General features: G+C 62.3%; 15 protein-coding genes. 11 read left to right on the top strand and 4 right to left on the bottom strand.

The annotated features are described in order from the left end of the window. Window positions 1-148: 148 nt before the first annotated feature. Together AB8A38_RS28525 and AB8A38_RS28520 are read left to right on the top strand one after the other, a co-directional pair. The gene (locus AB8A38_RS28525) at window positions 149-1681 is read left to right on the top strand and encodes an SUMF1/EgtB/PvdO family nonheme iron enzyme (RefSeq protein WP_439088230.1); all 1533 of its coding nucleotides are present in this window, start codon (window positions 149-151) and stop codon (window positions 1679-1681) included. A 27-nt stretch (window positions 1682-1708) separates the two neighbouring features. Then, window positions 1709-2134: a DUF4399 domain-containing protein gene (locus tag AB8A38_RS28520; protein WP_309948090.1), complete on the top strand. Its 426-nt coding sequence runs from the start codon at window positions 1709-1711 to the stop codon at window positions 2132-2134. Window positions 2135-2256: 122 nt separating this feature from the next. Here the strand turns inward: AB8A38_RS28520 and AB8A38_RS28515 are convergent, their stop codons facing one another. Further along, window positions 2257-2745: a phasin family protein gene (locus AB8A38_RS28515; protein WP_315843019.1), complete on the bottom strand. Its 489-nt coding sequence runs from the start codon at window positions 2743-2745 to the stop codon at window positions 2257-2259. A gap of 476 nt (window positions 2746-3221) precedes the next feature. On the opposite strand from AB8A38_RS28515, the gene AB8A38_RS28510 reads away from it, so the two are divergent. The 4 genes from AB8A38_RS28510 (at window position 3222) to AB8A38_RS28495 (ending at window position 10171) form a co-directional block, all read left to right on the top strand. After that, window positions 3222-4763 carry a WS/DGAT/MGAT family O-acyltransferase gene (locus AB8A38_RS28510; RefSeq protein WP_439088228.1) on the top strand — a complete coding sequence of 514 codons (1542 nt, stop codon included), beginning with the start codon at window positions 3222-3224 and terminating at the stop codon, window positions 4761-4763. A gap of 9 nt (window positions 4764-4772) precedes the next feature. Next, on the top strand, window positions 4773-5768 hold the full coding sequence (locus AB8A38_RS28505; RefSeq protein WP_315843020.1) for an alpha/beta fold hydrolase: 996 nt from the start codon (window positions 4773-4775) through the stop codon (window positions 5766-5768). Window positions 5769-5796: 28 nt separating this feature from the next. Beyond that, a complete protein-coding gene (locus tag AB8A38_RS28500; protein ID WP_439088226.1) occupies window positions 5797-9027 on the top strand; it encodes a bifunctional cytochrome P450/NADPH--P450 reductase in 3231 nt (1076 codons plus the stop codon). A gap of 166 nt (window positions 9028-9193) precedes the next feature. Beyond that, on the top strand, window positions 9194-10171 hold the full coding sequence (locus AB8A38_RS28495) for an alpha/beta hydrolase (RefSeq protein ID WP_439088224.1): 978 nt from the start codon (window positions 9194-9196) through the stop codon (window positions 10169-10171). 8 nt (window positions 10172-10179) lie between these two features. On the opposite strand, the gene AB8A38_RS28490 is transcribed toward AB8A38_RS28495, so the two are convergent. Both AB8A38_RS28490 and AB8A38_RS28485 read right to left on the bottom strand, forming a co-directional pair. Beyond that, window positions 10180-10431, bottom strand: coding sequence for a DUF6489 family protein (locus AB8A38_RS28490; RefSeq protein WP_068735746.1), 252 nt, complete (start codon window positions 10429-10431; stop codon window positions 10180-10182). 116 nt (window positions 10432-10547) lie between these two features. Next, window positions 10548-11801 carry an NAD(P)/FAD-dependent oxidoreductase gene (locus tag AB8A38_RS28485; protein WP_439088223.1) on the bottom strand — a complete coding sequence of 418 codons (1254 nt, stop codon included), beginning with the start codon at window positions 11799-11801 and terminating at the stop codon, window positions 10548-10550. 253 nt (window positions 11802-12054) lie between these two features. On the opposite strand from AB8A38_RS28485, the gene AB8A38_RS28480 reads away from it, so the two are divergent. From AB8A38_RS28480 to AB8A38_RS28460, 5 genes are read left to right on the top strand one after another with little or no spacing between them, the layout of a single operon-like run. Continuing rightward, on the top strand, window positions 12055-13659 hold the full coding sequence (locus tag AB8A38_RS28480) for an ABC transporter substrate-binding protein (protein WP_439088222.1): 1605 nt from the start codon (window positions 12055-12057) through the stop codon (window positions 13657-13659). Between the two features lie 31 nt (window positions 13660-13690). Continuing rightward, complete coding sequence (locus AB8A38_RS28475; protein WP_149531197.1) at window positions 13691-14671, top strand: ABC transporter permease; 981 nt, start codon at window positions 13691-13693, stop codon at window positions 14669-14671. Window positions 14672-14680: 9 nt separating this feature from the next. Continuing rightward, window positions 14681-15619 carry an ABC transporter permease gene (locus AB8A38_RS28470; RefSeq protein ID WP_439088220.1) on the top strand — a complete coding sequence of 313 codons (939 nt, stop codon included), beginning with the start codon at window positions 14681-14683 and terminating at the stop codon, window positions 15617-15619. Between the two features lie 25 nt (window positions 15620-15644). Next, complete coding sequence (locus AB8A38_RS28465; RefSeq protein ID WP_439088218.1) at window positions 15645-16652, top strand: ABC transporter ATP-binding protein; 1008 nt, start codon at window positions 15645-15647, stop codon at window positions 16650-16652. Next, complete coding sequence (locus AB8A38_RS28460) at window positions 16649-17662, top strand: ABC transporter ATP-binding protein (protein WP_439088216.1); 1014 nt, start codon at window positions 16649-16651, stop codon at window positions 17660-17662. The genes AB8A38_RS28465 and AB8A38_RS28460 overlap by 4 nt, the downstream gene beginning before the upstream one ends. Window positions 17663-17846: 184 nt before the next feature. Here AB8A38_RS28460 and recA read toward each other — a convergent pair whose 3' ends face one another. Then, on the bottom strand, window positions 17847-18950 hold the full coding sequence (gene recA, locus AB8A38_RS28455; RefSeq protein ID WP_089265133.1) for a recombinase RecA: 1104 nt from the start codon (window positions 18948-18950) through the stop codon (window positions 17847-17849). Window positions 18951-19095 lie beyond the last annotated feature (145 nt).

Here is a 19095-nt window from a genome sequence, read left to right as displayed (position 1 = left end):
CTTCGTCATCTCGCTACCGCGCGGCTCCTCGGGGATTCGCCAAGTAGCGTTTTCAGCCAATTGTCTGACCGAGACGTTGGGCGTAGCGTCATGACGGTCGACCGAACGGCTAGTGAACCTCGTGTGTCCGTTGTAGAGGCGCGAAGTCATGCGCGGCGAGATTCGTGACATCAGTTCAGGCAGGGGCAAGGACCCCGCCACCCCGCGCGTCGGAACGCCGCGTCGCCTTGCGGCGATCGTTGTGGGGGACATCTGCGGATATAGCCGCCTCATGGAACTCGACGAGGAAGAAACGCATGCGCGCGTCAAGCGCATCGAGCGTGACCTCATCGAGCCGAGCATTACCGAGCACGACGGCAAACTCGTCAAAAGGACCGGCGATGGGTTCATTGCGATATTCGACAGTCCGGTCGAAGCCGTTCGGTGCGGAATCGTCATTCAGCAAAGCATGATCGGGCGCAACGCTGCGCTGCCGAAGAGCTCCTGGATCGAATATCGCATTGGCGTCAATCTGGGAGACGTGATCATCGAGCCCAATGACGTCTTCGGAGATGGCGTCAATATCGCTGCGCGCCTCGAGGGGATCGCCGACCCCGGCCAAGTGTACATCTCGGGTGGCATCTACGAGCAGATCAAGCACAAGCTCGTCTGCGGCTACGAGTCGCTTGGAGATCGCAAGATCAAGAACATTACCGACCCGGTGCGCGTTTACCGGGTGCTTCCTGATCCGGCGGCCTTCAACAAGGCGCGGAAGCGGCGTGAACATGTTCTGATCGTTTCGTTTTGCGCCATCCTGCTGGCTCTCGCAGGCGCCGGCGTCTGGTACATGAGGGCTTACCCGCGCGGTGAAATCGGCAATCAGGCGTCAGCGCCCGCGGCGCCTCCGCAAGAGACAGGGAATACAAGCACCCGATCAGCGCCCGCGCCCGCCGCCAAGCAAGCCCGGCCTGAACCTGCTCCGGCGGTAACGCCTGCCCCGCCCCCGCCGCCAGCACCACCAAAGCCGGTCATAGAGCCCGTCATGGTCCCACTCCCTGGCGGGACCTTCGCGATGGGCAGCAATGACGACATATCGGAAAAGCCTATCCACCAGGTCACGATCAAACCTTTCGCGATCAGCAAGTATCCGGTCTCGGTTCGGGAGTGGAACGCGTGCGCTGCTGCGAATGCATGCGCGTTTCTGGTGACCGGGCGGGACGACATTCCGGTCACGGATGTGAGCTGGACCGATGCCAAGCAGTTTGTCGCGTGGCTCGCGAAGGAAACGCAAAAAGCCTTCCGGCTCCCGAGCGAAGCTGAATGGGAGTATGCCGCGCGTGGCGGCACGCAAACGAAATACTGGTGGGGCGATCAGCTCCAGCCCGGCATGGCCAATTGCAAGAACTGCACGGATGCCGCCGCCGAGCAACCGCTCAAGCTCGGCAGCCTGAAGCCAAATCCATTCGGCCTCTACGATATGGGTGGCGGCGTCAATCAATGGACAGAGGATTGCTGGCACAAGAACTATCAGGGTGCCCCGCAGAATGGCGCGCCATGGGTCGAGAACGACTGCGTCTCGCACGTCATTCGATCGGGCTCCTGGAAAAACGATGCGCGTTACGTCCGACCTGCAAGCCGCGATGGCTACGACACCAATGTGCGATATCCGACCCACGGTTTCCGGATTGCCATTTCGTCCTGAGACCGCCTCCGAAGGAAAGGCTGCGTCATGAGGATCACCGGACTCATCGTGTTGTCCGCCATGCTGTCAATGGCGCCCCTTGCAGTCCATGCGCAAGGAAAGTCCGCACCGAAGGATGCAGTTCTCTATTTCGTGTGGCCGCAGGACAAAGCGGTGATCAAGGGCGGGTTCTGGTGTCGTTTCGGCTTACGCAACATGGGTGTCACTCATGCAGGCGATAATTTCCAGAACAGCGGCCATCATCATTTGCTGATCGATGTGAATGACCCGCTCGATCCCAAGGAGCCGATCCCGCAGGACAAGTCGCATCTCCATTTCGGAGCCGGCCAGACCGAAGCACGCATCGAATTGCCCCCCGGCAAACATACGCTCCAGCTCGTGCTGGGAGACGGCGCTCATTATCCCTTCAACCCGCCAATCGTCTCGAACAAGATTACCGTGACAATCAAGTGAGCATGCTTACGACGCCGGGACGCACGGTCTGCTCTGCCTGAACGACCAACAAAAAAGGCCCGCTTGCGCGGGCCTTTCGAATTCATGTCGCTTGATCGCGTGTGGATCAGGCGCTCGCTATATCAGGCGCTCTTGGCGAACGACGTCGCCTTCGAGAAGTTGTCCTGCGCGCTCTTGGCGCCTTCCGACACGAGCTTGCCGAGATATTCGGTCGACGCCTTGGCGCGCGAGCTCAAAACTTCGCCATGGGCACGCACGAGATCGGTCTGCACCTGGAAGGCTTCGGTCAGCGATTTCGCCGAAGCGAGCTTGTCGATGCCAGCGAAGAACGACTGGACGTCGGCATAGAACGCGTCCTGAACGTTGCGGCTGATCTTGGTCGCCTCGGAGACCGAGTTCGACACAGCGGTCTCGATGGCGGAGGTCACCTTCTCGGAATTGGCCTGGAAGTCAGCGGCCTTTTCCTGGGCAGTGCCGGCAGCGCGCTTGACGAAGTCACGGGTCGCTTCGGGCACTTCAAGGTTCTGCAGCTTGGTGAACGCCTCGGTGACGGGCGCGAAAGCCTGCTTGACGTTGTTCAGCACGGAATTGGTTTCGGTTTCGATCGTCATGTTCGTCTCCATCCTCGGGTTTCAGCCATCCTTGAAATAAGGCTCGGCTCACCCCGTCCCGCCGTTGTGGGCCCGGGGTGCAACTTCTATGACATAGTAAATAATGCACTGCAACATCGATGGTGCATCGCAACATCACAAACCCGTGATATGCCCGGTAATCAGGCGGCGCCTGATGCATTAACGGGCTACCGCCAAAGCTCAGAAGCGGAAGACCAACTGACGTGTTGATTTAGCTTTATAATTTAGTATTTCGAGCCGCAGATTCTCCGGATATCCAACTGGGCAAGGCAAACGGCGCCTGCCCTTTAAGTCGGCAAACCGCCCCACAACGCCTCGGCGACCCCAGCCTTAAGTCGTGGGCCTGGCCGGTCTCCAGCCTCGCCTTTGCCATTGCATATTCGCCCCGCGCGCAGGCACACTCATCGGTAGAGCGCCGCAAAGGCGTCGGTGACCATGCGAGGGAGGGACGTATCATGGCGGAAGCCAGCAGGAAGCTGTCCTCAATGGACGCGTCGTTTCTGTATCTGGAAACGCCGGAGATGCCGATGCATGTTGGCAGCATGGCGATCTTTCGCCTGCCCGAGGACTACAAGGGCGACTTCTTCGAGGACTTCAAGGCGATGATCGCCTCGCGCCTGCATGTGGCGCCGATCCTCAAGGCCCGGCTGGAAAAGGCCCCGCTGGATATCGACCACCCCTCCTGGGTCGAGGACGACCAGTTCGACATCGACCGTCACATCTTCCGCGGCAGCCTGCCCGCGCCCCACGACCGTCCCACGCTGGAGCGCATCGTCGGCTGGATGCATGCCAAGCTGCTGAACCGCGCCCGGCCGCTGTGGGAGTTCTACGTTTTCGAGGGCATGAAGGACAACGAGATCGGCCTGTATTCGAAGATGCACCATGCCTGCATCGATGGCGGCGCCGGCGCAGCCCTCACCAGCATGATCTATGACGTGACGCCGATCCCGCGCGAGATCGAGAAGCCGGAAGTGCGCGCGAAGCAGCGTCAGGAGCCGCGCGATATCGCAGCGAGCTTCATCGACTCCTACCAGCAGCTCTGGCGTCAGCCGCTGGAGAATTCCGGAAAAGGCATCGAACTGCCGCGCTCCGGCAAGAGCGATATCGGCTCAATCCTGTTCGACAACGCCATGTTCCAGATCGAGAGTGCGGTGAAATTCGCCGGCTCGATCCCGACCATGGTGAAGAGTGCCTCCGACGTGATGGCCAAAATCGCCGATCCCAAATCGCGCGACAGTCTCAACAGCATGCTGTCGCCGCCGACGCTGCTCAACAAGACGATCTCGTCCGAGCGCAGCTTTGCCGGCGTCTCAGTGCCGCTCTCGGCCGCGAAGGCCGTTGCCAAGCAGGCAGGCGGCAAGCTCAACGACGTTGTGCTAGCGCTCTCGTCAGGCGTTGTCCGGCGCTACCTCAAGGAAAAAGGCGCCCTGCCCGCCAAGTCCCTGACTGCCGCAGTGCCGATCTCGCTGCGCGAGGAAGGCAACACGGATTCCAACAATCAGGTGTTTGGCATGATCTGCTCGATCGCCAGCAATATCGAGGACCCGAAGGAGCGACTGGAAGCGATCATCGCGCAATCGACCAAGTCCAAGGAGATGTCGCATCCGCTGCGCGCATTGATGCCGCAGGTCTCCAACATCTCCATGCTGGGCGCACCGATCATGGTGCAGATCCTGGCACTGCTCTACAGCCGCACCAACCTCTCCGACGTGCTGCCGCCAGCGGCGAACATTACCGTGTCCAACGTGCCCGGCCCGCGGCAAACGCTCTACGCGGCCGGGGCCGAACTGCTGCACATCTTCCCGGTGTCCATCGCCACCCATGGGCTGGCGCTGAACATCACCGTCCAGAGCTATCGCGACCAGCTCGATTTCGGCTTCATCGCCGGCGCCAACATCATCCCGCATGTACAGGTGCTCGCCGACATGATGCCGGACGAATTCGCGCTGCTGCAGGCGGCGTTTGGGCCGCCCGACGTTCTCAAGACCGCCAGCTAGGGAATAACCATGATTGAAATGCCCCCGTTGCAGTTCGCCAAGCTGAATGGCATTCGCATGGGATATTACGATGCCGGCCCCATGAGCGACACACCGCCGATAGTGTTGTGCCATGGCTGGCCCGAAATGGCGTTCTCCTGGCGGCATCAGATCAAGGCGCTCGCTGCAGCCGGCATCCGTGTCATCGCGCCGGACCAGCGCGGCTATGGCGCGACGTCGCGGCCCGACGCCGTCGAGGACTACAGCATCGAACATCTCACCGGCGATCTCGTCGCCCTGCTCGATCATCTCAAGATCGACAAGGCGATTTTCGTCGGCCATGACTGGGGCGGCTTCATTGTCTGGCAGATGCCGCTGCGGCATCGCGACCGTGTCGCCGGTGTGGTCGGCGTGAATACGCCGCACACCGATCGCGCGCCGGTCGATCCGTTGCAGATCTACAAGAAGCGCTTCGGCGAGACGATGTATATCGTCCAGTTCCAGGATCCCGCACGCGAGCCGGATCGCATCTTCGGCGAGAATGTCGACAAGGCGTTCGACTTCTTCATGCGCAAGCCGATGCCGCGCAAACAACCCAATGTTGGCGAGGCGCCGGTCGGCGGAATCGGCGCGTCGTCGAAGACCAATCTGGCGTTTCCGCAAATGGTGGCTGGTTACGATCCCGCGAAGGATCCGCGCCAGAAGATTCTTTCCGACGAGGAGAAGAAGGTCTTTGTCGATGCCTTCAAGGAATCCGGCTTCACCGGCGGCATCAACTGGTATCGCAACATGAGCGCCAACTGGGAGCGCGCCAAAGGGCTCGATCACACCGTGCGCGTGCCATCGCTGATGATCATGGCGGAGAACGACGCGGTGCTACCGCCCTCCTCCGCTGACGGCATGGAAAACATCATTCCCGATCTGGAGAAATATCTGGTGAAGGACAGCGGTCACTGGACCCAGCAGGAGAAGCCCGACGAGGTCAGCCAGGTGCTGATCGACTGGCGGCGCCGGCGGTTCGGTTAAGCGCATACGGGCAGGAAAGACTTTTGAAATGACGTCCACCAACAAACTCGCTCCGATCCCGCATCCGCCGAAGAAGCCGGTGGTGGGCAACATGCTGTCGCTGGACGCCAATGCGCCGGTGCAGGATCTGGCGCGGCTGGCCAAGGAGCTTGGACCGATCTTCTGGCTGGACATGATGGGCTCGCCCATCGTGATCGTTGGTGGCCACGATCTGGTGGACGAGCTCAGCGACGAGAAGCGCTTCGACAAGGCGGTGCGCGGGGCGCTGCGCCGGGTGCGTGCCGTCGGCGGCGACGGCCTGTTCACGGCGGATACCAAAGAGCCGAACTGGACCAAGGCCCACAACATCCTGCTGCAGCCCTTCGGCAACCGCGCGATGCAGTCCTATCACCCCAGTATGGTGGATATCGCCGAGCAGCTGGTGAAGAAATGGGAACGCCTCAACACCGATGAGGAGATCGACGTCGTCCATGACATGACCGCGCTGACGCTGGACACCATCGGCCTGTGCGGTTTCGACTATCGCTTCAACTCGTTCTACCGGAGCGATTACCACCCCTTCGTGGAATCGCTGGTGCGCTCGCTCGAGACCATCATGATGACCCGCGGCCTGCCGCTGGAAAGTCTGTGGATGCAGAAGCGCCGCCGCGATCTCGCCGGCGACGTCGCCTTCATGAATTCCATGGTGGACGAGATCATTGCCGAACGCCGCAAGGCCGCTGAGGCGGCGGACGGCAAGAAGGACATGCTGGCGGCGATGATGACCGGCGTCGACCGCGCCACCGGCGAACAACTCGACGACGTCAACATCCGCTACCAGATCAACACCTTCCTGATCGCCGGCCACGAGACCACATCGGGTCTGCTGTCATGTGCGATCTACGCGATGCTGAAACACCCGGAGGTGCTGAAGAAGGCCTATGAGGAAGTCGACCGCGTCTTCGGCCCCGATGTGAATGCCAAGCCGACCTATCAGCAGGTCACGCAGCTTCATTACATCACGCAGATCCTCAAGGAGTCGCTGCGGCTGTGGCCGCCGGCACCGGCCTATGGCATCGCGCCGGTGCAGGACGAGACCATCGGCGGCGGCAAGTACAAGCTGCGCAAGGGCACCTTCGTCACCATCCTGGTGCTGGCGCTACATCGCGATCCCTCGGTCTGGGGACCTAATCCCGATGCGTTCGATCCGGAAAACTTCTCGAAGGAAGCCGAAGCCGCACGACCGATCAACGCCTGGAAGCCGTTCGGAAACGGCCAGCGCGCCTGTATCGGCCGCGGCTTCGCCATGGATGAAGCGGCCCTGGCGCTCGGCATGATCCTGCAGCGGTTCAAGATGACCGACCACAAGCGCTACCAGATGGTGCTGAAGGAAACGCTGACCATCAAGCCCGATGGTTTCAAGATCAAGGTGCGACCGCGCCACGATCACGAGCGCGGCGCCTATGCGGGCCGCACTGGCGCAGCGACTGCGGCCGCGCCGATCGCGCCCGTCGCCACCGGCCGTGCGCGGCCGAGCCATAACACACCGCTGCTGGTGCTGTACGGCTCCAATCTCGGCACCGCCGAGGAACTGGCGACGCGCGTCGCCGATCTCGCAGAGGTCAACGGCTTTGCGACGAAACTCGCGCCGCTGGATGACTTTGTCGGCAAGCTGCCGACCGAGGGCGGCGTCCTCATTTTTTGCGCGTCCTACAATGGCGCGGCGCCCGACAACGCCACGCAATTCGTCAACTGGCTGGGCACCGACCTGCCCAAGGACGCCTTTGCCAAGGTGCGCTATGCCGTGTTCGGCTGCGGCAACAGCGACTGGCTCGCGACCTATCAGTCGATCCCTAGATATATCGACGACAAGCTCCGCGAACATGGCGCGACCAACGCCTATGTCCGCGGCGAAGGCGATGCGCGCGACGATCTCGACGGTCAGTTCGAAGCCTGGTTCGCGAAACTGCGTCCGCTCGCGGTGAAGGAATTCGGCCTCGACACCGGCTTCGAGCGCAGCGCCGACGATGCGCCGCTCTATCAGATCGAACCTGTAGCACCGAGCGCGGTGAACATCGTCGTTGCGCTCGGCGGCGTGGTCCCGATGAAGGTGCTGACCAATCGCGAGTTGCAGAATGGTGCGTCGGATCGCTCGACACGTCATATCGAGATCGAGCTGCCTGCCGTGACCAGCTACCGCGTCGGCGACCACCTCAGCGTGGTGCCGCGCAACGATCCCGCGCTTGTTGATGCGGTCGCGCGCCGCTTCGGCTTCCTGCCAGACGATCAGATCCGGCTGCAGGTCGCGACGGGCCGCCGCGCGCAACTGCCGGTCGGTGATGTCGTCTCTGTCGGCCGATTGCTGACGGAGTTCGTCGAGCTGCAGCAGGTCGCCACCCGCAAGCAGATCCAGATCATGGCGGAGAACACGCGCTGCCCGATGACCAGACCGAAATTGCTCGGTTATGTCGGCGACGATCCCGCGGCAAGCGAGCGCTATCGCAGTGACATCCTCGCCAAACGCAAATCGGTGTTCGACCTCCTCGAAGAACATCCGGCCTGCGAATTGCCGTTCTACACCTATCTGGAAATGCTGTCGCTGCTGGCGCCGCGCTATTATTCGATCTCGTCGTCGCCGCATGGTGAGACGTCACGCTGCAGCGTCACCACAGCCGTCGTTCAAGGCCCGGCGCATTCGGGCCGCGGGATCTATCGAGGCGTCTGCTCCAACTATCTCAGCGGCCGCCGCGCCGGCGATACCGTGCATGCGATCGTGCGCGAAACCAAGGCCGGCTTCCGCCTGCCCGCCGATCCCCTGGTGCCGCTGATTATGATCGGACCCGGAACAGGTCTCGCGCCGTTCCGCGGCTTCCTGCAGGAACGCGCCGCACTCAAGGCGCAAGGTGCGACGCTTGGCCCTGCGCTGCTGTTCTTCGGCTGCCGCCATCCCGATCAGGACTTTCTCTATGCCGAGGAGCTGAAGGGTTTCGCTGCCGATGGTATCTGTGAACTACACACCGCCTTCTCGCGCGGCGATGCGCCGAAAACCTATGTGCAGCACCTCATCACCCAGCAGAAGGACCGCGTCTGGGATCTGATCCAGCAAGGCGCCATTACTTATGTCTGCGGCGACGGCGGCAAGATGGAGCCGGACGTGAAAGCGGCGCTGATGGCGATCCAGCGCGAGCGCAACGGCGGCGACGAGACTGCGGCGCTGACCTGGATCGACGACCTCGGCACACGCAATCGCTACGTGCTCGACGTCTGGGCCGGGAGTTAGCGAGAGGCTGATACCAGTTCCATTGTCACAATCGCTGTCACAAAAGCCCGCGCGCACTGTCATAATTGCCATACGCGCAATCTCTCATTAATCGCTGCGACGATTTGTTTGGCGCATGACGCGCTTGTCACTTTTTCGCAGGGGCTTTCCGTGTCATATGTTTGACATGAGCCCACGTTCCGCCCGATCCCCCGAACCGATTGATGTCCCGTACGAGCCGCCACAGCTGGCGCGCGCGAACGGCATCGATATCTGTTACGACATCTTCGGCTACTCCGATGCGGAACCGATGGTGATGATCATGGGCCTCGGCGCTCAGATGATTCACTGGGACGACGACTTCTGCCGCGAACTGGCCAGCAATGGCTTTCGCGTGATCCGTTTCGACAACCGCGACATCGGCCTGTCCTCCAAGATGGCCGGCGGCAAGCCGTTCACTCTGTTCGAGCTGGCGAAGCTGCGCTTCCTCGGTACGCCCGTCTCCGCTCCCTACAAGCTGAGCGACATGGCGACCGATGTCGTGGCCCTGCTCGACGTGCTGCGCATCCGCTCCGCACATGTGGTTGGCGCCTCCATGGGCGGCATGATCGCGCAGGAAATGGCGATCACCTATCCGGAGCGCCTGCGCTCGCTGACCTCGATCATGTCGACCACCGGCAATCCGCGCCTGCCGCAGCCGAGCCGCGCGGTATCGCTATTGCTGCTGAAGCCGCAACCGACCGGCTATGAGGCGTTCCTCGAACGCTTCAAGCAGACCTGGCTGTTCCTGCGGGTCGGCAGCTTCCCCGATGACGAAGCCAGGGATCTCGACCGCGCCGAGCGGACCTATGCCCGTGGCCTGAGCCCGGCCGGCGTCGGCCGCCAACTCCGCGCCATCCTCGCTTCAGGCAGCCGTAAAGAGAGGCTCGCCACAGTCACCGCGCCGACGCTGGTGATCCACGGCAAGATCGATCCTCTGGTGCATCCGGCCGCCGGCCGCGATACGGCGGCGTCGATTCCCGGCGCCAAGCTGATGATGGTCGACCGAATGGGCCACGCCCTGCCGATCTCGATGTGGTCAATGGTGATCGACGCCATCTCGCGGCATGCGCATGGCGCGAAGCTGCAGCAGCCGCTGCAGGCCAACACGCGCCGCGCGGGCTGAGCGCGCGTCTACTTCTTGTCCTTCGGCTTCACACCAAGGCCCGCCATGTTGGCAAACATCTCCTGAAAGCGCTCGCCCATCTTCGGATCGAACGAGAACCAGCTCTGCATGATGGACTCCGGCGAGAACTTGTCGATGTTGTCCATCATCTTCTTCTGCATCTGATCCATCATCGCCGACTGCATCGGCTGCACATCGGGCAGCCCCAGGAATTCGCGCGCCTCAAGCGGCGTGCAGTCCACGGTGACGATCACTTTCATTCTCAGCTCCTGAGGCAAACCGGCCGCTCACGCGAACATGGCGGTGCAGCGGCAGTATCGCCGCTGACGCCTGCCCGATGCAAGCGATGTGACATCTACATTGCAGTTGCGAGATGTCAGCCGAAGCGCTCGGCCGCGAAAGCCTTGGGATCGGTGAACGGCGTGACGCCCGTCACCATGTCCGCAATTAGGCGGCCGGTCACCGGCCCCAGCGTGAAGCCATGGTGCTGATGGCCGAAATCGAACCACAGGCCCTTGTGGCGCGGCGCCTTGCCGATCACCGGTAGCATGTCCGGCAGGCATGGCCGCGCGCCCATCCAGGGCTTGTCCTCGACGGGATTGCCGAGCGGGAAGGTCCGCCGTGCGATCGGCAGCGCCCGTTCGATCTGCGCCGGCGTCGGCGGCGCATCGCGGAGCGCGAATTCGGCGCCGGTGGTCAGCCGGATGCCGCGATTCATCGGCGCGAGCAGATAGCCACGATCGGCATCAAGAACCGGATGGCGCAGCACCGCATTGCCGGATGGCGCCAGATGGATGTGATAACCGCGCTTGCTCTTGAGCGGGATGTTATAGCCGAGCGGCCGAAACACCTGATCCGACCATGGCCCGAGCGCGACCACCACATCGCGCGCGACCAGAGCGCCGTTCGGCCCGGCCACGCGCCATTTGCCGTCGCTCTGCTCCAGCGTCCGGGCGTCGGCGGCAATGAAACGGCCGCCCTTGCGGATGAACAATGCGGCATAGGCTTTTGCGAGGCCGCCGGGATCGGGCACGAAGCCCGGCGACGTCCAGTGGATGGCACCGGCAAAGTCGGTGGACAGGTTCGGCTCCTGCTCCGCAATGGCGGCGGCGTCCAGGACATCGCCCGGCACGCCATAGGCGCGATGGCGTTCGAGATCCGCAATGCCTTTCGCCAGCGTAGCCTCGGAGCGAAACGCGTTGATCCATCCCATCCGGCGCAGCAACTCCGGCACGCCGGCCTCCGCGATCAGGGCCTCGTGCTCGATCAGGCTGCGCTGGATCAGCGGCAGCGCCGCCATCGCACTGCGGAGCGCTCCCTCGGGCGACGAGTTCAGGAAATATCTGACGATCCACGGCAGCATGCCGGGCAGCGCGTTGAGATGATAGTGCACCTCCGGCGCGCGGTTCAGCGCATATTTGAACAGCTTGGTGAGGTCGCGCGGCAGCATATAAGGGAAAACCGAACAGCACTGGATCAGCCCGGCATTGCCATAGCTGGTTTCCTCGCCGGCCTTCTCATGCCGGTCGACCAGCACCACATTGCGGCCGCGTGCCTGCAGATGCAGCGCTGCCGAGACACCGACCATACCTGCGCCAAGCACAAGCACATCAGCCTTGAGTTCCGCCATTCCTGCTCCGAAATCTTGCCGTTCTGGCGGTCCTGTTAGCGCTGTGTCGTGACCGAATGATGCACGCGCGCAATGCGTAGAATTGCTTATACCCAATCCTAGCAAGGATTACGCCAGCCACTTCATTGTGCAGCGCATAGCTGACAAATGCCGCTTGCGCAGCGTGCAATCTCCGCCAACAATGTGACACTCGCTCAACTGTCGGGCGGCCGCGTCGTGATGCCATCGCGGTTATGCAATGGAGAAGCTCAGTATGTCGATCCGCCAGACGTTCATTGCCGCCGCTGCATCGCTGATTGCCTTCACACTTTCTGCCCCCATACTGCCCGCCTCCGCACAAACGCTGCGCTATGCCAATCAGGGCGACCTGAAATCGCTCGATCCCTATACGCTGCGCGAAACCACGACGATCGCCCATCACGGCCAGGTCTATGAAGGCCTCGTCGGGCGCGGCAAGGATCTGCAGATCATCCCGGCGCTCGCCGAAAGCTGGGAAACACCGGAGCCGACGCGCTGGCGCTTCCATCTGCGCAAGGGTGTCAAATTCCATAATGGCGATCCCTTCACCGCCGATGATGTCGTGTTCTCCGCCGACCGCGTGCGCGCCAAGGGCTCCGACTTCACGACCGTCATTCCGGCCGATGCCAAGGTGCTCAAGATCGACGACTACACCGTCGATTTCGTGTTGACCAAGCCCAATCCCATCCTGACGTCGCAATGGGACGTCTGGTACATCATGGACAAGAAATGGGCGGAGGCGAACAATGCCAACGCGCCGACGCCGGCCGCGGCGACCTCGCCAAGCTTCGCGTCGTTGAATGCGAATGGCACGGGCCCCTTCACCATCGAAAGCCATCAGCCGGGCGTGAAGACAGTCTTCAAGGTCAACCCGAACTGGTGGGGCAAGCCCGAGCATAATCTCAAGGAGATCATCTTCACGCCGATCGCCTCCGACGCCACCCGCGTCGCGGCGCTGCTGTCCGGCGAAGTCGATATCATCGAGCCGGTGCCGGTGCAGGACATCGCCCGCGTCAATGGATCAGCCAACGCCGCCGTGATGGCCGGGCCGGAGCTGCGCACCATCTTCCTCGGCATGGACCAGATCCGCGACGAGCTGCTGTTCTCGAACATCAAGGGCAAGAATCCGTTCAAGGATATCCGCGTCCGTGAGGCCTTCTACAAGGCCATCGACATCGAACTGATCAAGAGCCGCGTCATGCGTGGCCTGTCGACACCATCCGCTTTGATGATCGCGCCGCCGCTGTTCAAGCTCTCCGGCGACTTCACGCGGCCGAAATACGACGCCGACGGCGCCAAGAAATTGCTGGCCGATGCCGGCTATCCCGACGGATTCGAAGTCGGCATGGATTGCCCGAACGATCGCTATGTCAACGACGCCGCGATCTGTCAGGCCGTGGTCGGCATGCTCGCACGCATCGGGGTGAAGGTGATCCTGAACGCGCAGCCGAAGGCGCTGTATTTTGCCAAGGTGTTCAAGACCGGCGGCTTCAATACCTCATTCTATCTGCTCGGCTGGACACCGGGCACGCAGGATTCGCACAATGTGATGCATGACATCATGGGCTGCCGCGACGATCCCGCGAGCCCACGTGGCGCCACCAATCTCGGCGGCTATTGCAACAAGCAGTTCGACGCGCTGACCGATCAGGTGCTGCAGGAGACCGACACTACCAAGCGCGACCAACTCATCAAACAGGCCTATGAGATCGCCGCCAAGGACTGGGCCTATATCCCGCTGCATCAGCAGGCACTGGCCTGGGGCGTCTCCAAGAAGGTCAAGATCGTACAGCGCCCGGACAATCAGGTGCTGCCATACTGGGCGGTGAAGCAGGACTAGGCGGCACCCAAGCGGAAAGCGAAGGTCACGCATGCTCGCTTTCATCCTGCGCCGCGCATTGCAGTCCATTGGTGTGATGATCGCCGTCGGCATCATCGCCTTCACCATGTTCCGCTTCGCCGGCGATCCCGTGAACCAGATGGTGGCGATCGACACCACGCCGGCGCAGCGCGCCGAAGTACGCGCGTCGCTCGGCCTCGACGATCCCGTCCCGGTGCAATTCGCGCGCTACTTTATCAATGCCGTACAGTTCAAGTTCGGCGTATCCTACCAGTTTCGCCAGCCGGTCTCGGCGCTGCTGAAGGAGCGCATGCCGGCAACGCTGGAGCTTGCCACCTGCGCCACGGTGATCGCCATGGTATTCGGCATCCTGATGGGGATCTATTCGGCACTGCGGAAGGATTCGTTCTTCGCCAAGGTGCTGCAGGCGGTATCGCTGATCGGCATCTCGCTGCCGACCTTCCTGATCGGCATTCTGCTGATCTATCTATTCGCGGTCACTCTGGGATGGCTGCCATCCTTCGGGCGCGGCGATGTCGTCAAGTTCGGCTGGTGGACCACCGGCCTGCTGACGATCTCTGGCCTGAAGGCGCTGATCATGCCGTCGGTAACGCTCGGCCTGTTCCAGATGACGCTAATCATGCGCCTCGTCCGCGCCGAGATGCTGGAAGTGCTGCGCACCGACTATATCCGCTTCGCCCGTGCACGGGGACTGACGACGCGCGCAATCCATTTCGGTCATGCGCTCAAGAACACGCTGGTGCCGGTCATCACCGTGGCCGGACTGCAATTCGGTTCTGTGATCGCCTTCGCCATCATCACCGAGACCGTGTTCCAGTGGCCGGGCATGGGGCTGTTGTTCGTGCAGGCCGTGCAGAATGTCGATATCCCGATCATGGCGGCCTATCTCCTGGTGGTATCGCTGATCTTCGTCACCATCAACCTGATCGTGGACATCCTCTACACCATCGTCGATCCGCGCCTGCGCGCGACGATCAACCGGCCGGCATAAGAGGGTGACATGACCGACATGCCCGTCCCCCGCACACCGTCCCTCATCGCCCGCGCGATGGACAGCGATATCTTCTATTCGTTCCGCCGCTCCAAACTCACAATGGTTGCCGCGGCGATCGTGTTCCTGTTGCTGATGATGGCGCTGTTTGCGCCTGTGCTGGTGGTGCAGAATCCGTTCGATCCGGCGCAGCTCGAACTGATCAATTCCCGCATCTCGCCGCTCTGGACGGCGGAGGGCCAGAGGCCGTTCCTGCTCGGCACCGACGAGCAGGGTCGCGATATCTATTCGGCGATCCTCTACGGCATGCGGATCTCTCTGGTGGTTGGCGTGCTCGGCGTCAGTTTTGCGGCGGTGCTCGGCATCGGGCTCGGTCTGATCGCCGGCTATGTCGGCGGCGCCGTGGACAGCCTGATCATGCGCATCGCCGATGTGCAGCTCACCTTTCCGGCCATCCTGATCGCGCTGCTCATCGACGGCGTCGTGAAGTCCGCGCTCGGCAATCATCTCGATGCCTCGACCACGCTGATCGTGCTGGTGGTGGCCATCGGGCTGAGTTTCTGGGTGCAATATGCCCGGACCGTGCGCGGCTCGGTGATGGTGGAGAAGAACAAGGACTATGTCGCGGCTGCGCAGCTGATCGGCCTGCCTGCGCGGGTGATCATGATCCGCCACGTGTTGCCCAACACCATGGGGCCGATCCTGGTGATCGCCACCATCAATCTGGCGCTCGCGATCATCACCGAGGCGACGCTGTCGTTTCTCGGCTCCGGCATGCCCGACACGATGCCGTCACTGGGCACGCTGATCCGCATCGGCAACAACTATCTGTTTTCCGGCGAATGGTGGGTCATCGCCTTTCCCGGACTCGCGCTGGCCTCGCTGATCCTGTCGATCAACCTGCTCGGCGACTGGCTGCGCGATGCGCTGAATCCGAAGCTGCAATGATGCCTCACCTCACACAGTGCCCGATATGAGCGTTCCCGTCCTCTCCGTGCGCAACCTGCGCGTCGAATTCGCCAGCCGGCGCGGCGCGCTGCGTGCCATCGACGGCGTGTCCTTCGACATCGCCAAGGGCGAGGTGCTGGGCGTAGTCGGCGAATCCGGCGCCGGCAAGTCGGTGACGGGGCTTGCGGCCATCGGCCTGATCGATCCGCCCGGGCGTATCGCGGGCGGCGAGATCCTGCTGTCCGGACTGCGCATCGACAACCTGCCGCCGGAGCAGATGCGCCGGATTCGCGGCAAGCGCATCGCCATGATCTTTCAGGATCCGCTGACCAGCCTCAATCCGCTGTATCGGATTGGCGACCAGCTGGTGGAAACGATCCGCACCCATCTCAACATGAACGAGACGCAGGCGCGCAAGCGCGCGGTGGATCTGCTCGCCGAGGTCGGCATTCCCGCGCCGGACAAGCGCATCGATGCCTATCCGCATGAATTTTCCGGCGGCATGCGGCAGCGCGTGGTGATCGCACTGGCGATCGCCGCCGAACCCGAACTGATCATTGCCGACGAGCCGACCACCGCGCTCGACGTTTCCGTGCAGGCGCAGATCATCGCGCTGATCAAGCGGCTCGGCCGCGACCATGGTACCGCGGTGATGCTGGTGACCCATGACATGGGCGTGATCGCCGAAACGTCGGACCGCGTCGCGGTGATGTATTCCGGGCGCATCGCCGAAATCGGCCCGGTGCGGGACGTGGTGCAGAATCCGCTGCACCCCTATGCCAAGGGACTGATGGGTGCGATCCCGACGCTGACCGGCGACGCCACGCAGCGGCTGGTGCAGATTACAGGCTCCATGCCGCGCCTCTCGGCGATTCCACATGGCTGCGCGTTCAATCCGCGCTGCAGCTTCGCCTTCGATCGCTGTCGCGTCGAGCGGCCGGAGCCCATTGCCGTCGGCGCGCAGCAGGTCGCCTGTCATCTCTATGATCCCGATCATCTCGGTGACCATGCCCATGCGGAGAGCGCGGCATGACGGCGCTGGTGCAGGCACGCAATCTCAAACGCGCCTTCGATGTCTCGAAGCCCTGGCTCAACCGGATGATCGAGCGCAGCCCGATGGAGTTTCTGAAAGCGGTCGACGGCGTCTCCTTCGAGATCAAGCGCGGCGAGACCTTTGCGCTGGTCGGCGAATCCGGCTCGGGCAAGAGCACAGTGGCGCGCATGGTGGTCGGGCTGCTGCCGCCAACCTCCGGCGACGTCATCATCGACGGCGTCTCGATGAGCGATCCCAGGCAGGCGGGCGCGCGCAAACTTCTGCGCAAGCGGATCCAGATGATCTTTCAGGATCCCTATGCGAGCCTCAATCCGCGGCTGCGCGTAGACGCCATCATCGCCGAACCTATCCGCGCCTTCGATCTCATTCAGGGCGAGCGCGACATCCGCGCGCGGGTCGGCGAATTGCTGACTCTGGTGGGCCTGCATCCCGACGACGGGCAGAAATATCCGCATCAGTTCTCCGGTGGCCAGCGCCAGCGTATTGCGATTGCCCGCGCGCTCGCATCCGAGGCCGAGTTCATCGTCTGCGACGAGCCGACCTCGGCGCTGGATGTCTCGGTGCAGGCGCAGATTCTCAACCTGATGCGCGAGCTGCAGGACAAGTTCGGCCTGACCTACCTGTTTATCAGCCACAACCTTGCCGTGGTCAGGCATATGGCTGACCGGATCGGCGTGATGTATCTCGGCCGCATCGTGGAGATTGCGGAAGGGCGCGAACTCTTCCGCGCGCCGCGCATGCCCTATACGCGCATGCTGCTCGGCGCAGTGCCGGATCTGGCCATGTCAGGCCGCGCACGCATCGCGGTGTCCGGCGAGATTCCGAATCCGATCGACCCGCCCCCTGGCTGCACGTTTCATCCGCGCTGCCCGGAAGTGTTCGATCTCTGTCGCAAGGTGGTGCCGGATCTGGTCGACGGCGTCGCCTGTCATGCGGTCAACAAACTGATCGCGCCGCCAAGCGAGGCTGTCCCCGCCGGGCGGCGATAATTGCGATCAGCGTTCACTCAGATCAGGGCGCCCCGAAACGACAACGCGGCAGGCACCGCAGGGTATCGGCAACAGACCCCCACAGCACCCACCGCGAAATCATTCTGCCGACAATGTCGGCTGCAAGACCGGTCCGGCAAGACCACTGCGCATGAACGTCAGTGCGTCTCCGGACCCGATCCGATCAATCTTCTGCCGGCTCCTCGCCGTCACCACCGTCTTCGTCGCGCTCGATGGGACCGGCGAGAATCTGTTCGGCGATCAGGCCGGAATTCTGCCGGATAGAGGCTTCGATCTTGGCGGTCATGTCAGGATTGGCCTTCAGGAAGGCCTTGGAATTCTCGCGGCCCTGGCCGAGACGCTGGCTGTCATAGGAGAACCAGGCGCCGGACTTCTCGACGATGCCCGCCTTGACACCGAGATCGAGGATTTCGCCCATCTTGGAAACGCCTTCGCCATACATGATGTCGAATTCGACCTGCTTGAAAGGCGGCGCCAGCTTGTTCTTCACCACCTTGACGCGGGTCGAATTGCCGACCACTTCGTCGCGCTCCTTGATCGCGCCGATGCGGCGGATGTCGAGACGGACCGAGGCGTAGAATTTCAGCGCATTGCCGCCGGTGGTGGTTTCCGGCGAGCCATACATCACACCGATCTTCATGCGGATCTGGTTGATGAAGATCACCATCGTATTGGATTTGTTGATCGAGGCGGTCAGCTTGCGCAGCGCCTGGCTCATCAACCGCGCTTGAAGTCCGGGCAGCGCGTCGCCCATTTCGCCTTCGAGTTCGGCGCGCGGCACGAGAGCAGCCACGGAGTCGATGATCAGCACGTCCACCGCGCCGGAGCGCACCAGCGTGTCGGCGATTTCCAGCGCCTGTTCGCCGTGGTCCGGCTGCGAGATCAGGAGTTCATCGACATTGACGCCCAGCTTGCGGGCATAGACCGGGTCGAGCGCGTGTTCGGCGTCGATGAAGGCGCAGATGCCGCCCTTCTTCTGGGCTTCCGCGGCGCAATGCAGCGCCAAAGTGGTCTTACCCGAGGATTCCGGTCCGTAAATCTCGATCACGCGACCCTTCGGCAGCCCGCCGACGCCGAGCGCGATATCGAGGCCGAGCGAGCCCGACGAAATCACCTCGATGTCCATCGACCGGTCGTTCTTGCCGAGCTTCATCACCGAGCCCTTGCCGAACTGGCGCTCGATCTGGGAGAGCGCGGCCGACAGGGCCTTGGTCTTGTCCATGGAGGATCCTTCAACGATACGCAGGGCAGTCGGAGTGGTAGCCATTGATCTAGCTCCTTATGAAGGGATTCGCGACAGGGACAAACGGCAAGCGCCAAGAACGGCGGCGCTGTTCGGATTGAAAACAATGTACCCTATCTGTTCTATGTTCGCAATATGTTCTTTTGAGAATTTCGGTACTGGCCTGTTG

The organism is Tardiphaga sp. 839_C3_N1_4, from assembly GCF_051811045.1.
Lineage (GTDB): Bacteria > Pseudomonadota > Alphaproteobacteria > Rhizobiales > Xanthobacteraceae > Tardiphaga.
The sequence above is the reverse complement of the archived record's forward strand: the minus strand, read 5'-3'. Positions and strand labels throughout refer to the sequence as shown.